The organism is Novosphingobium sp. HR1a, assembly GCF_015594425.1.
Taxonomy (GTDB): domain Bacteria; phylum Pseudomonadota; class Alphaproteobacteria; order Sphingomonadales; family Sphingomonadaceae; genus Novosphingobium; species Novosphingobium resinovorum_A.
On record NZ_JABXWS010000029.1, the window covers coordinates 1 to 13044 of the forward strand.

14 protein-coding genes are annotated in these 13044 nt (G+C 66.5%); 8 read left to right on the forward strand and 6 right to left on the reverse strand.

Features of this window, described 5'->3' with window-relative positions; genetic code table 11:
* Positions 1-224 precede the first annotated feature (224 nt).
* The 3 genes from HWN72_RS05455 to HWN72_RS05465 all read left to right on the forward strand — a co-directional run bounded on the left by HWN72_RS05455 (position 225) and on the right by HWN72_RS05465 (position 3379).
* Complete coding sequence (locus HWN72_RS05455; RefSeq protein ID WP_037518184.1) at positions 225-590, forward strand: hypothetical protein; 366 nt, start codon at positions 225-227, stop codon at positions 588-590.
* Positions 577-1974, forward strand: a complete 1398-nt coding sequence (locus tag HWN72_RS05460) for a bifunctional ADP-dependent NAD(P)H-hydrate dehydratase/NAD(P)H-hydrate epimerase (protein WP_069707563.1) — start codon at positions 577-579, stop codon at positions 1972-1974. The genes HWN72_RS05455 and HWN72_RS05460 overlap by 14 nt, the downstream gene beginning before the upstream one ends.
* 145 nt (positions 1975-2119) lie before the next feature.
* On the forward strand, positions 2120-3379 hold the full coding sequence (locus tag HWN72_RS05465; protein ID WP_008828847.1) for a class I SAM-dependent RNA methyltransferase: 1260 nt from the start codon (positions 2120-2122) through the stop codon (positions 3377-3379).
* Here HWN72_RS05465 and HWN72_RS05470 read toward each other — a convergent pair.
* The 6 genes from HWN72_RS05470 to HWN72_RS05495 form a co-directional block, all read right to left on the reverse strand.
* Positions 3376-3636, reverse strand: a complete 261-nt coding sequence (locus HWN72_RS05470) for a hypothetical protein (protein ID WP_008828846.1) — start codon at positions 3634-3636, stop codon at positions 3376-3378. The two genes, HWN72_RS05465 and HWN72_RS05470, sit on opposite strands and share 4 nt — an antisense overlap.
* 20 nt (positions 3637-3656) lie before the next feature.
* Positions 3657-3881 (reverse strand): hypothetical protein, encoded by a 225-nt coding sequence (locus HWN72_RS05475; protein WP_008828845.1) that lies wholly within the window; start codon positions 3879-3881, stop codon positions 3657-3659.
* A gap of 89 nt (positions 3882-3970) precedes the next feature.
* Entirely contained in the window at positions 3971-4939 is a 969-nt protein-coding gene (locus HWN72_RS05480; RefSeq protein WP_211149961.1) for a threonine/serine dehydratase, read from the reverse strand.
* A gap of 217 nt (positions 4940-5156) precedes the next feature.
* Positions 5157-5837: a DUF2490 domain-containing protein gene (locus HWN72_RS05485; RefSeq protein ID WP_008828843.1), complete on the reverse strand. Its 681-nt coding sequence runs from the start codon at positions 5835-5837 to the stop codon at positions 5157-5159.
* Positions 5838-6013: 176 nt separating this feature from the next.
* Positions 6014-6655 (reverse strand): class I SAM-dependent methyltransferase, encoded by a 642-nt coding sequence (locus tag HWN72_RS05490; protein WP_069707565.1) that lies wholly within the window; start codon positions 6653-6655, stop codon positions 6014-6016.
* Positions 6656-6661: 6 nt separating this feature from the next.
* Positions 6662-7888: a DUF3419 family protein gene (locus tag HWN72_RS05495; RefSeq protein WP_069707566.1), complete on the reverse strand. Its 1227-nt coding sequence runs from the start codon at positions 7886-7888 to the stop codon at positions 6662-6664.
* A 255-nt stretch (positions 7889-8143) separates the two neighbouring features.
* Here HWN72_RS05495 and HWN72_RS05500 point away from each other — a divergent pair, with 255 nt between their 5' ends.
* The 5 genes from HWN72_RS05500 (at position 8144) to HWN72_RS05520 (ending at position 12973) form a co-directional block, all read left to right on the forward strand.
* Positions 8144-9355, forward strand: a complete 1212-nt coding sequence (locus tag HWN72_RS05500) for a saccharopine dehydrogenase family protein (protein WP_008828840.1) — start codon at positions 8144-8146, stop codon at positions 9353-9355.
* Positions 9355-9798, forward strand: a complete 444-nt coding sequence (locus HWN72_RS05505; RefSeq protein ID WP_069707567.1) for a hypothetical protein — start codon at positions 9355-9357, stop codon at positions 9796-9798. The genes HWN72_RS05500 and HWN72_RS05505 overlap by 1 nt, the downstream gene beginning before the upstream one ends.
* 5 nt (positions 9799-9803) lie before the next feature.
* Positions 9804-10154 carry a DMT family protein gene (locus tag HWN72_RS05510; protein WP_008828838.1) on the forward strand — a complete coding sequence of 117 codons (351 nt, stop codon included), beginning with the start codon at positions 9804-9806 and terminating at the stop codon, positions 10152-10154.
* Between the two features lie 16 nt (positions 10155-10170).
* Complete coding sequence (locus HWN72_RS05515; RefSeq protein WP_069707568.1) at positions 10171-11349, forward strand: carboxynorspermidine decarboxylase; 1179 nt, start codon at positions 10171-10173, stop codon at positions 11347-11349.
* 415 nt (positions 11350-11764) lie between these two features.
* On the forward strand, positions 11765-12973 hold the full coding sequence (locus tag HWN72_RS05520) for a type III PLP-dependent enzyme (protein WP_069707569.1): 1209 nt from the start codon (positions 11765-11767) through the stop codon (positions 12971-12973).
* Positions 12974-13044 lie beyond the last annotated feature (71 nt).

Here is a 13044-nt window from a genome sequence, read left to right on the forward strand (position 1 = left end):
GCGCGAGCGGTCCCCCTCCCCATTGCTTCGCAACAGGGAGGATGCAACAAGGCCCGCAACGGGGCGCATCCGGAAAGGCCGGTTTCGGCTCAGCATTGAGGATGGCGGACGAAAGGGCTTGCCAGGGAGCTTGTTCGGGATGTCTGAGCCGGCTGTGCAATGACGATGTGGTGATCTCGCAGCCTGACATTGCCCCGAGCGTTTCGGGCGTTATGATTTATGCCATGACCGCCAAGCTCCCGCCGCTGGCCTGTGCCGTCCTCCTTCTCGCCGCCTGCTCGCGCAGTGACGAGCCCGCTCCCGTTGCCGTAGCGCTCGAGCACATCGACTGCGCCGTGGGAGGAGAGCCCGAACTCAAGCCCGCCTGCTCGGTGGAGCGGGTCGAGAAGGACGGTGCGCTCACGCTTGTCGTGCACCATCCCGATGGTGGTTATCGCCGGTTCGCGGTCGCGAAGGGCGGTGCGGGAGTGACCACCAAGGACAGCGCCACGCCGCCGAAGGTGCGCCTTGCCGGCGACCGGCTCGACGTTACCGTGGGCACCGATCGCTACCTCTTTCCCGCGACGGTGAAGCACGATGCCCCGCGATAGGCAGATCCTTACGGCCGCGCAGATGCGTGCTGCGGAGCAGGCGTTGATCGACGCGGGCACCAGCGTCGATGCGCTGATGCAGGTGGCGGGGCGTGGCGCTGCCGAATGGATCTGGCGCATGGTGGGGCGGCACAAGGTGACGGTGCTCTGCGGCCCGGGCAACAACGGCGGCGACGGCTACGTCATTGCCGAGGCCATTCGCGAGCGGGGTGGCCATGCCGTCGTCGTCGCGGCGGCCGAGCCTGCCACCGACGCCTGCCGCAAGGCGCGCGCCCTGTTCGGCGGAGACGTGGTCGAGACCGATTCCGAGGCGAAGGGCGAAGTGCTGGTCGATTGCCTTTTCGGCACCGGACTGACGCGGCCGTTGTCTCAGGAGCACCTCGCCTTGCTCACGCGGCTGGCCGAAACGCATCCGCGCTGTGTGGCGGTGGACATGCCGAGTGGGGTACAGTCCGATTCGGGCATGCTGCTGGGTGAGGGTTTGCCCGCCTACGACCTGACCATCGCGCTCGGCGCATGGAAATTCGCGCATTTCCTGATGCCTTCTAGCGCCCGGATGGGGCGGCTCCAGCACGTGCCGATCGGCGTCGACGCGGTGCGGGGGGCTGCCCTCGCAGTCGCGCGACCGCAGTTGCGCGCTCCGGCACCGGATGCGCACAAGTACCGGCGCGGGCTGCTGGCGGTCGTCGGCGGGGCGATGCCCGGCGCGGCGGTGCTCGCAGGAATCGCGGCGCAGCGGGCAGGGGCGGGCTACGTGAAGCTCTTCGCCGAGAGCAAGCGCAATGTGCCTGCCGACCTCGTCGTCGATCAGGGTGCGCTGAGCGAGGTGTTGGCCGACGATCGCAACACGGCGGTGCTGGTCGGGCCGGGCCTGGGGCGCGATGCGACCGCGCGCGAACGGCTGGCGGTGGCTCTGGCGGATGGGGTGCCGGTGGTGGTCGATGCCGATGCGCTGGTTCTGCTGGCGCCGCGTCACCTCGCAGGGCGCGAGGCCTCCGTCATCGCCACGCCGCACGAAGGCGAACTCGTCGCGCTGGAGCGGGCTTTCGATCTCGACGGTGCGGGGACGCGGCCCGAGCGTGCTCTCGCGCTGGCGGAGGCGAGCGGGATGGTGGTCGTGGCCAAGGGGCCGGATACGGTGATCGCCGCGCCCGACGGCAGGCTCGCCTGCGCGGTGCGGGCAAGCTCGTGGCTCTCAACTGCGGGCACCGGAGATGTGCTGGCAGGGGTGATCGCCAGCCGCCTCGCTACAGGGATCGAGCCGTTCGACGCTGCCTGCGAGGGCGTCTGGCTACACGGCGAGGCGGCGAGGCTTTGCCCGCCTGCGTTCACGGCGGGGCAACTGGCCGAGGCGGTGCCGCTGGCGCTTGCGGCGTGCCTGTAGGACAGGCCCACCCCCGGCCCCTCCCGCAAGCGGGAGGGGAGCAGGTAGCGCGCTCTTTCTCTCCTCCTGCTTGCGGGAGGGGCTGCCCCATATTCTCCCCTCCCGCTTGCGGGAGGGGCTGGGGGTGGGCATACGCGCGGGAACCATGACCGAATCCGAAGAGATCCTGCGCATCGCCTCCAAGGGCGACGGCGTCACCGCGTCCGGCCGTTTCGCCTGGGGCGCCGCGCCCGGCGACAAGCTGCGCATCGACGACACGCTCGAATGGGGGCCACACCACGTCGAGCCGCCTTGTCGGCACTTCGGCCAGTGCGGCGGGTGTCAGCTGCAGCAGCTCGACGAAGAAAGCCTGACGGCCTTCGTCGAGGCGCGGGTGGCCAATGCCGCCGCCTCGCAGGAATTGGGGACGCAGGCGCTCGCCGCGCCGCATCTTTCGCCGCCGTCGTCGCGCCGCCGGGCCTCGCTGCGCGCGGAAAGCTCGGGCGGGCGCGTGGTGATCGGCTTCCGCGAGGCGAAGTCGCACCGGCTGGTCGAAGTGCAGGAATGCCACGTCCTCGTGCCCGAGATCGTCGCGTTGCTGGGGCCGCTGCGCAAGCTGCTCATCACCATGGGCAAGGCCGCGCCCGTCAAGAAGGGGCGCCATGGCAGGCCCGCGCCTGGCAAGGTGCAGGCGCGCATGGCCGCCGACATCGAGATGACGCTGGTTGACCAAGGCATCGACCTCGGCGTCAAGGGCCTCACCGCCGAGGGCCTTGCGGCCACCGAGGCGATGCTGGATTTCGCGCGCGAGCACAAGCTGGCGCGCCTGACGATGGACGGCGGCTATGGCTTCGAGACGGTGTGGGAGCCGGTGCCCGTCACGGTGACGCTCGGCGGCGTCAAAGTGCCGTTTCCCCCGGGCACATTCCTGCAGGCGACGCTCGACGGCGAGGAGGCACTGGTGAGCGCCGCGCGTGAATGGCTGGCGGGTGCACCGACGGTGGCGGACCTGTTCTCGGGGCTCGGCACCTTCGCCTTCGCGCTGGCGGGACCGGAAACCAAGGTGCTGGCAGCCGAAGCCGCGCGCGAGGTGCACTATGCCTGCAAGGCGGGCGCCGACCGCGCGCAGTTGCCGGTGTTCAGCGTCCACCGCGACTTGTTCCGCAATCCGCTGCAGCCCGACGAACTGAGCCGCTTCGCCGCCGTCGTTCTCGATCCGCCGCGTGCCGGCGCGCGCGAGCAGGTGGACTGCATCGCCGATTCCACCGTTGGCCGCGTGGTCTATGTCAGCTGCAACCCGTCAAGCTGGTCGCGCGATGCGGCGCGGCTGGTCGAAGCGGGCTTCCGGCTGGTGGAACTGCGTCCGGTCGGCCAGTTCCGCTGGTCCACTCACGTAGAACTGGCGAGCTATTTCGAGCGCGGTTAATCCGCGCCCATTTGCGCCATCATGTCCATGAAATCGCGCGCGGCGTTGCGTTCGTCCTCGGTCTCGAACGCGACGTCGAGGTCGGGCGCGGAGCCGAGGATGTACATGAAGGTCCAGAGCGCGAAGCGGCGGCCCTTGTCCTGCTCCATGCCGAAATCGACCTTCATCCGCTCCACCCCGGCCTCGATTGCGGCGGGGGTGACGGTGGAGAGGTCTTCGGTGGCGAAGTAGCGGCGCAGCTGGTCGTCGAAATCCATGGTGCCGTACTAGCAGGGGTTCAGCTGCGGTTCCAGCCGCAGCACCCGCAGAACACCGGATAGGCGACCGCGCCCCAGGCACTGGCGATGAAGCCTATGAAGAACACGCTCCAGCCCAGTCCCCAGTTTTCGCCGAGAACGACGTCCGCCAGCGCTGCCAGCGTGATGCCGATGAAGAACAGTTCCACGCCGATGAAGACGATCTTGAACGGCTTCAAGGCAGGGACGGGCATTCCCTTTTCCATGGCTATACTCCCGAAGTTTCTTATCCTTGTATCGGGAATATATCGCGCAACCGTTGCCGGTTCCATCGGGAGTTTGCGGCACCGGGCGTTCAATCCCGGGACGAAAGGACTTTGGCGAAGGCCGCCGCATCTGTATTTCCGCCCGAGAGGATGACGGCGCTGCGCTCCCCCAACTCCACCTTGCCCGCCAGCACCGCCGCCAGCGCCGCCGCGCCGCCCGGTTCGAGGACGAGGCGCAGCTTCGCGAAGGCGAGACGCTGGGCCGCGCGGACTTCGGCAGGCGTCGCCACCAGGCCGAACGGGCAACGGTCCTTGAGGATCGCGAAGTTGATCGGCCATGTGGCGGGCGTCTGCAGGGCGTCGCAGGCGGTGGGCGGCGCATCGGGGCCGACCGGCACGATGGTTCCGGCGGCGAGGCTGCGGCACACGTCGTCCCAGCCTTCGGGCTCCACCGGCACGATCCGGGCATCGGGGCAGGCGAGGGCGAGCCCCGCCGTCAGCCCGCCGCCGCCGCAAGGCGCGACGATCAGGTCCGGCCCGGCAAGGCCCTGCTCGGCCAGTTGCGCCGCGATCTCGAGGCCCGTGCTGCCCTGTCCCTCGATCACCCACGGGTCGGCATAGGCGTGGACCAGCGTGGCGCCGCGCTCGGCGCAGAGGGCTTGCGAGACTTCGTCGCGGTCCTCCCCGCCGGGGCGGTCGTAGAGCACGACTTCGGCGCCGAGCGCGCGCGTGTTGGACAGTTTCACCTCGGGCGCGTCCACCGGCATTACGATCGCCGCCCTGATGCCGAGGCGCCGCGCGGCCCAGGCGACGCCCTGCGCGTGATTGCCGCTGGAGACGCCGACGACGCCGCATGCGCGTTCCTCGTCGTTCAGCGCGGACAGACGGTGCCAGGCGCCGCGGATCTTGAAGGCTCCGACCGGCTGCAGGCTCTCGGCCTTGCACCAGATCGTCCGGCCATCAACCTCGAGCGGGAGCAGCGGCGTGCGGGGCAGGATTTCGGCCACTTTGCGGGCGGCGAGGGCGATGCCTTCGGGCGTGGGCGTGCGCTGGGTCATGGCGCGGGTGTTAGCCTGCGGGGCGCCGGGCGCAAGGGCTTGGGGTAGCTTGAGGCACGGACCTTATCCTCCCTGTTCCGCAGGAATGGGGAGGGGGACCGCACGCGTAGCGGGTGGTGGAAGGGGAGAAACCCCTCCGTCAGCCCTGTGGGCTGCCACCTCCCCATTCCTTCGAACAGGGAGGATAAGGCCGCATCTTTCCATCACGTCTCCCGTTTCAGAAATTGAACCCCAGTGAAACCGAGGCGACATTGTCGTTGCTGTCGTCGGCATCGGGCCGGAAGCCATGCTGGTGGAGATAGCCGACCTCGAGGTTCACATTCTTCGCCAGCGGGGTCGTCACGGCGATCATGTTGCGCATACGCTCCTCGCCCTGGACGCGCTGGAAGTTCGTTTCGTTGAGGTCGATGAAGCTCTCGTGGCTGAGTACAAGCGCGGTCTTGCTGTCCTTGCGGAAGGGCAGGACATATTTGACGTAAGGGCGCAGCCGGTAGGCGGTGCCGCCGATGCCTTCGCGCCAGCGTTCCTCGACGCGCAGGCGGGCGCTCAGCTGCCCGGGGCCGATCTTCACGATGTTATCGAAGGTCACCTGCTGGCGGCCGCGGTGTTCCATCACCGAGAAGTGGCCGGCTTCGTAGTTCGGATCGTGGGTATAGCCGACCCACACGGTCACCTTGTCGGCCACCCTGTAGCCGATCAGGGAGTTCGATTCGACTTCGTAGAGCCCGTCGCGATCGTCGCTGAAGCGCCCGATCACTTCCTGTGAAAAGCGCCACTTGTCGCCTAGCTTTACCGTCGCGGTGCTGCCCAGCCAAAGCTGCTCATCCTCCGATGCGCAGGCGGGCGCGGCGATGAAGACCACCGCGAGCGTGCATAGGCCATGGATGATCGAGCGCATTGGTTATCTCCCTCCCGAATGGAGTGCGCCGACTATGACTCAATTGTGACAGTTTAATGTCTGTAAGTATTCTGCAGTATGACTCTTTGGTTACAGTCAGCGAAAAAAGCTGCGTGTTCAGCGTGGCCAGTTCCGGGAGCGCGAGGGCAATGGCCCTCTCTTTTCCCTTTCAGCCTTCAGGTCCGCGAAAGTCGCACCATCTGGTAATATCCCAAAGGCCCGCGCCAAACCTCCAGTTCCAACCCCTGCTCATGCGCGACGCGGCCCGCCACGTCGGCAAGGTCCAGCCGGGGCGTGACGTGGAAGCGAGCCAGCCAGCCGAGCAGCAGCTTGCGCAAGGGGCCGGGCAGGCCGGAGCAGTCGCCGAAGTCCACGACGTGCAGCCGTCCGCGCGGAGCAAGCGTCGCGGCGGCCTGTGCAAGCGCGGCCTGCCAGTCCGGGATCATCGAGACGGCGTAGGATAGCATCACGCGCTCGAAGCCTTCGCGGCCCAGCAGCGCGGCGGCGTCGAAGCGGGTGGCGTCGCCCAGCGCCAGTGTGCCGTTCGTGCCCAGCGTCTTGCGCGCGGCGCGCAGCATCTCGCTGGAGATGTCGAGGCCGAACAGCTTCACCCCGCGCCACGTTCTGCCGACATGCGCGAGATTGCGGCCGGTGCCGCAGCCGATCTCCAGCACCGCCATGCCGGGCTTGGCGTCGAGTTCGTCGATCAGGCGGTCGCGGCCGAATAGGTAGTATTTGCGGGTCAGGTCGTAGATCGGGCGCTGCCAGCGGTAGATGCGATCCATCAGCGCGGCGTGGTCGGGGGCGAGAGTTGCCATGCGGGCTCAGCCCTTGAACACGTAAAGGTGGACGCCGCCGTAGATCGACGAGCGGTCGGCCAGCGTCGCCGTCTGCGACTGCTCGACGCGGTAGTCCCAGCGGTCGAGGATGGCATCGGGCACGCGGCCGGGAAGGAGCGAGGGTTCGGCAGCGGTGCGGAACAGCACGCGGGCGCCGGGCTTGGCGGTGCGGGTGATCTCGGTCCACAGTTCGGTAAGCTGCGCGTCGGTCATCCAGTCCTGCGCGTCGAGCAGGACGTAGCGGTCGTAGCTGGCGTCGTCCGCTGCGGCGAGGACATGGGTGAAGTTGGCGTGGCGCAGGTCCAGCCGGTCGAGCCGGTCGCGGACCAGCGGCAGGTTGGCTTCCTGCAGGTACGGGGGCAGGGGGGCTTCGGTGCCCTTGCCGTAGCCGCGCGAGAACGCCTGCCATGCAAAGTAGTTGTCGTTAACCGGGAAGTGGCAGGCCAGCTTCTCCAGCCGGCCGCGCAGCACGTCTGCCATCGACTGGCCGCCCGCCAGCGCGTCGTACTGCGCAGGGGGGATGCCGAGGCCGAACAGCGAGGCGGGGTGCTTGGTCAGCCAGCGCACGAAGCGGCGTTCGAACACCGGGGCGAAGCGCTCGTCGAAGATGCGGCGCTGTTCTTCCATCGATGCAGCGTCGAGGATTTCGGCGGGGTTCACCTTGTGCAGTTTCGCGATGACGTGCGCTGCGCCGATGAAGCCGCCGAGGAGGCCATGGCGGTAGACGCCGCGCGTGAAGGCCCCAATGCGGCGGCGGCCGACGAGGTCGCGGCCTTCCCAGTAGCGGCGCGTCGCCTCGTCGAGGTGCGGGGCCAGCTTCTCGCGGTAGAGGGCGACGTTCTCGGCACGGTCGGCCTCGGCGATGAAGCGGCGCACTTCGACATGGCTGAGGTGGCGCACGGCGGCGTGCTTCAGGTTGTTGAGCGCGATGTGCGCGGTGTTGAGGTCCACCACGGTGATGCCCGCCGGGTCCGCGGTCAGATACGACAGCGCGTTGCAGCCGCCGCTGGCGATGGTGATGATGCGGCTGTCGGGCGTGATCTCCATCGCCGCCATGTCGGCGACCGGGTCCTCCCAGATCTGCGCGTAGACGAGGCCCTTGAAGGCCATGGCGAAAGCCTTGTCGAGCAGCTTGCTCTTGCGCGATGCTTCGTCGCGGACGACCGCGTTCTCGATGAGATTTGAACGGTTGCCGGAAAGAGGGCTGGTCATGGCACTGGCTCCTGCGAAGGGATGCGGCGCGGATGACACCGTGGGGTGACCGGGTGATGACGGGTTGAAGGCGGTTTATGACACTTCGGGGCGGCCTGTGCGGCGTTTGCGGTTGCGTTGTGTGCCGTTAGGGTGCCTTTGGGTGCCGTTATGTGCACCTTGGGTGCCGGACAGTTGAGTTGTCACAGAACGGCCCTATATGGCCCGCTTTCGATTGGCCTCGTTCAATCGGCAAGGCGCATTGGAGACAGGTTGATGAGCAAGGTTCTGGTGATCGGTGCGGGCGGCGTCGGATCGGTCGCGGTCCACAAGATGGCGATGAATCCCGATATCTTCTCGGACATTCACCTCGCCAGCCGCACGGTCTCGAAGTGCGAGGCGATCGCGGAATCGGTCAAGGCGCGCACCGGCGTGACGATCGGCACTTACGCCATCGACGCCGATGACGTGGCGGCGACCTCGGCCCTGATCCGCGAGATCGGTCCGAAGCTGGTGGTTAATCTTGCCCTGCCTTATCAAGACCTTGCGATCATGGATGCCTGCCTTGCGACCGGCACGCACTACATGGACACTGCGAACTACGAGCCCAAGGACGTGGCCAAGTTCGAGTACCACTGGCAGTGGGCCTACCAGGAGCGCTTCAAGGAAGCGGGCCTGATGGCGCTGCTCGGTTCGGGCTTCGACCCGGGCGTCACCAGCGTCTTCGCGATGTGGCTCAAGAAGCACAAGCTGAAGACCATCCGCACGCTTGACATCCTCGACTGCAACGGCGGCGACCACGGCCAGGCTTTCGCGACGAACTTCAATCCGGAAATCAACATCCGCGAAGTGACCGCGCCCGCCCGCCACTGGGAGAACGGCGACTTCGTCGAGACCCCGGCGATGGCCAAGAAGGTGAGCTTCGACTTCGAGGGCGTCGGCCCCAAGAACATGTACATGATGTACCACGAAGAGCTTGAAAGCCTTGCGAAATTCCTGCCGGAAATGGAACGAGGCCGCTTCTGGATGACCTTCGGCGATGCGTATATCCAGCACCTCACCGTGCTGCAGAACGTGGGCATGACCCGCATCGACCCGGTGATCTACAACGGCGTGGAAATCGTGCCGCTGCAGTTCCTGAAGGCGGTCCTTCCCGAGCCTGCATCGCTTGGTCCCACGACCAAGGGCAAGACCAACATCGGCGACATCGCGACCGGCGAAGCGCTCGACGGTTCGGGTGAAAAGACGTTCTACATCAAGAACATCTGCGATCACGAAGACGCCTATGCCGAGACCGGTAACCAGGCCGTCAGCTACACCACCGGCGTGCCCGCGATGATCGGCGCGGCCATGGTCGTGACGGGTGCATGGTCGGGTGAGGGCGTGTTCAACATGGAGCAGTTCGATCCCGATCCCTTCATGGACATGCTCAACAAGCACGGCCTGCCGTGGACCGTCGAGGAACTGTCTGAGCCGCTTCCGTTCTGATGGGCGGCCGCTCGCGCCTCCTGTTCCTGACCGCGCTGGGTGCGCTGGCGCTGGGTGGCTGCACCCCCGCCGAAGCGCCCAAACCCGGTCCTGTTGCGCCCGGGCCGGTCACGCCCACGGCGCCGACCGGTCCCGCCGAGCCTGCAGGCAACCAGTCCTACGCGCGCGATATGAGCGCGGCGGACAAGGCGGCCTGCACCTCCGGCGGCGGCACGGTGCAGCGGCGCGGGATGCTCGGCATGGAAATGTGCGTGTATGCTTACGCGGACGCGGGCAGGCAGTGCACCGATTCCGCGCAGTGCGAGGGCAAGTGCGTTGGCAGCGCGGGTTCGGTGGCGCCGGACAAGGCGGCGACCGGGCAATGCCAGGCCGATGATCGCCTGTTCGGCTGCTATGCGGAGATCAAGGGCGGCAAGTCCGCCTATGCGATCTGCGTCGACTGAGCGGCATGAACTGGTCCTTCGTCGCGCCCGTGGCTTTGCTGGCGGGCTCCAACCTGTTCATGAACACGGCGTGGTATCTCCACCTCAAGGTGCCCGGAAAGGCGCTGTGGGTGGCGATCGCGATGAGCTGGGGCATCGCCTTCTTCGAGTATTGCCTCGCCGTTCCGGCCAACCGGATCGGCAGTTCCGCCTATTCGCTCGGCCAGCTCAAGGTCATGCAGGAGGCGTTCTCGCTGCTGGGCTTCGTGCTCGTGGCCTGGGCGCTGTTCGGGCAGAAGCCGGGCTGGAACGAGATCGTCGGCTTTTGCCTTGTCGGGGCAGGGGCGTGGTTCATCTTCAAAGGCCCGCTGGGCTGACTTGGGACTAAGCATCATGGAAACCAGAGCCGGCGATCCGGGCGCTTTCGCGAACTTCGACCTGTCGCGCGTCGACAGTCCCGCCTTCGTGGTCGATGCGGCCAAACTGCGTTCCAACCTGCGCATCCTGAGCGACATTGGCGAACAGTCTGGCGCGAAGGTGCTGTCGGCGCTGAAGGCCTTCTCGATGTGGTCCACCGCGCCGATCGTGGGCGAGTATCTCGACGGCGTCTGCACTTCGGGCCTGTGGGAAGCGCGCCTCGCCTCGGAATTCTACGACGGCGAGATCGCCACGTACTGCGCGGCCTACAAGGCGGAGGACATGGACGAGATCCTGCGCCTCTCCGACCACGTGATCTTCAACTCGCCCGCCCAGATCGAGCGCTTCTGGCCCTTCATCGAAGGTGCCCGCGCGCGCGGCGAGAGCTTCGACATCGGACTGCGCGTCAACCCGCTGCACCCCGAAGGCGAAGTCCCCAAGTACGACCCGAGCGCCCCGCATTCGCGCCTTGGCTTCCCGATCGACCAGCTTACCGAAGAGCACGTCGGATTGATCGACGGCATCCACTTCCACAACTTGTGCGAGCAGGATTTCGAGCCGCTCCAGCGCACCTGGGAAAAGGTGTTCGATTTCCTCGAACCGTTCTTCGGCCAGCTCAAGTGGATCAACATCGGCGGCGGCCACCACGTCACCCGCGCGGATTACCAGCGCGAGGAATTGATCGAATTCCTCGCCGACATGGCCGAGGATACCGGCGCCGAAATCTACATCGAACCTGGCGAGGCGGTTGCGCTGGACGCCGGGATTCTGGTGGGCACCGTGCTCGATGTGGGCTGGAACGGCATGCCGGTGGCGATCGTCGACATTTCCGCCACGTGCCACATGCCCGATGTGATCGAGGCGCCGTATCGCCCCGCCATGCTGGGCGAGCGCGGTGAGGATGCAGCCGAGGCCATACGTCTCGGCGGCCCGTCGTGTCTCGCGGGCGACGTGATCGGCGACTATGTGCTGCCGGCCGATCCCGAAGCCGGACAGCGCTTCGCGTTCCTCGACCAGGCGCATTACTCGATGGTCAAGACGACGACCTTCAACGGCGTGCCGTTGCCGTCGATCTGGCTGTGGGATTCGGAAACCGACGCGCTCGAATGCGTCCGCCGGTTCGATTACGAGGACTTCCGCGGCCGTCTGAGCTGATCCCCGGAGGTATCCTGACGCGGGCGTTAAGCATGAAAGGGGCGGGTGTCTGCGAAGCTGCAACCACCCGCCGTGCCCATGATGCAGCCAATCCCGTTAAGGCGAATCGTCCGGGACCGATCCTGCGCCTTGCCGCGTTGCAAACGATGACACGGACGGCCTGACTGTCACTGGGGTGTCATCACGCTGCAATGGAGTGGATCAATGCAAGCCGCTGCAGAAAAACGGAATTTCATGAGATCGTACGCCCGGTTCGGCGCCCGCTTCCGGCTAGATGACGTTTTTGTGAAAGTCCCCGTTTTTCACTTGCGATTCATGTCCTGAGCCTTATATCCCGCCCCTCGCTGCCCCATGGGGACTTCCAAACCGCAAGGCAGCTCTTGTCTGTTAACACACCGTTTGGGGGTCCCTTGAGTTGCACGCATTCCTCGACGCACCGGCCGTAGCGCGCACCCTCGCGCCTGACGAACCAGTCATTCTGAACCGCCCGCATGCTGCGGCGCGCGCTGCCCGATTCTTCGCCACGAAGTTTCCGGGCAAGTCGCTCTATGCGGTGAAGGCGAACCCGTCGCCCGACCTCGTCCAGATCCTCTGGGACAACGGCATCACGCACTACGACGTCGCCTCGATCACCGAGGTGCGCATGGTGCGCGGCGTCCTGCCGGACGCGACCCTGTGCTTCATGCACCCGGTCAAGACCGCCAGCGCGATCCGCGAAGCCTACTTCCAGCACGGCGTGCGCACCTTCAGCCTCGACACCCTTGAGGAAGTCGAGAAGATCGTCGAAGCCACCACCGATGCCGAGGGCAACACCGCCACCGACCTGCGCCTCTGCGTGCGCCTGCGCGTCTCGTCTGAGTATTCGGAACTGAGCCTCGCGTCGAAGTTCGGCATCGACGTTGCCGATGCGGGCGAACTGCTGCAGGCCACCCGTCAGGTCGCCGACTGGCTGGGCGTGTGCTTCCACGTCGGTTCGCAGGCGATGACGCCGTTCGCCTACGTGCAGGCGCTCGAGCGCGCCCGTGCGGCCATTGCAGCCGCTGGCGTGGTCATCGACATGGTCGACGTCGGCGGGGGCTTCCCCTCGTCGTACCCGGGCATGGAACCGCCGCCGCTCGAGGACTACTTCGCGATCATCCATCGTCACTTCGAGGCGCTGCCGATCGCCTACAACGCAGAGCTGTGGTGCGAGCCGGGCCGCGCGCTGTCAGCCGAGTACAACTCGCTGATCGTCAAGGTCGAGAAGCGTCGCGGCGACGAGCTGTACATCAACGACGGTGCCTACGGCGCGCTCTATGATGCGGCGCACGTTGCATGGCGCTTCCCGGTAAAGGCGATCGCCAAGGACGGCGAACGTTCGTCGGAGCTGAAGGAGTTCTCCTTCTACGGCCCGACCTGCGACGATGCCGACTTCATGGAAGGCCCCTTCTTGCTCCCCGCTGACATCAAGGCGGGCGACTGGATCGAGGTCGGCATGCTTGGCGCCTATGGTGCCGCCATGCGCACGGCGTTCAACGGCTTCGGCGGCGGTGAGGTCGTCCTTGCCCAGGACGAGCCGATGGCCAGCCTCTACACCGGCCGGAAGGACCCGCGCGTTTCGGACAACGTCGTCTCGCTGCGCTGATCCGATCAGTTAGGAATAACGAGAGGCCCCCGGGACCGATGGTTCCGGGGGTTTTCGTTTGCGTGGGCGAT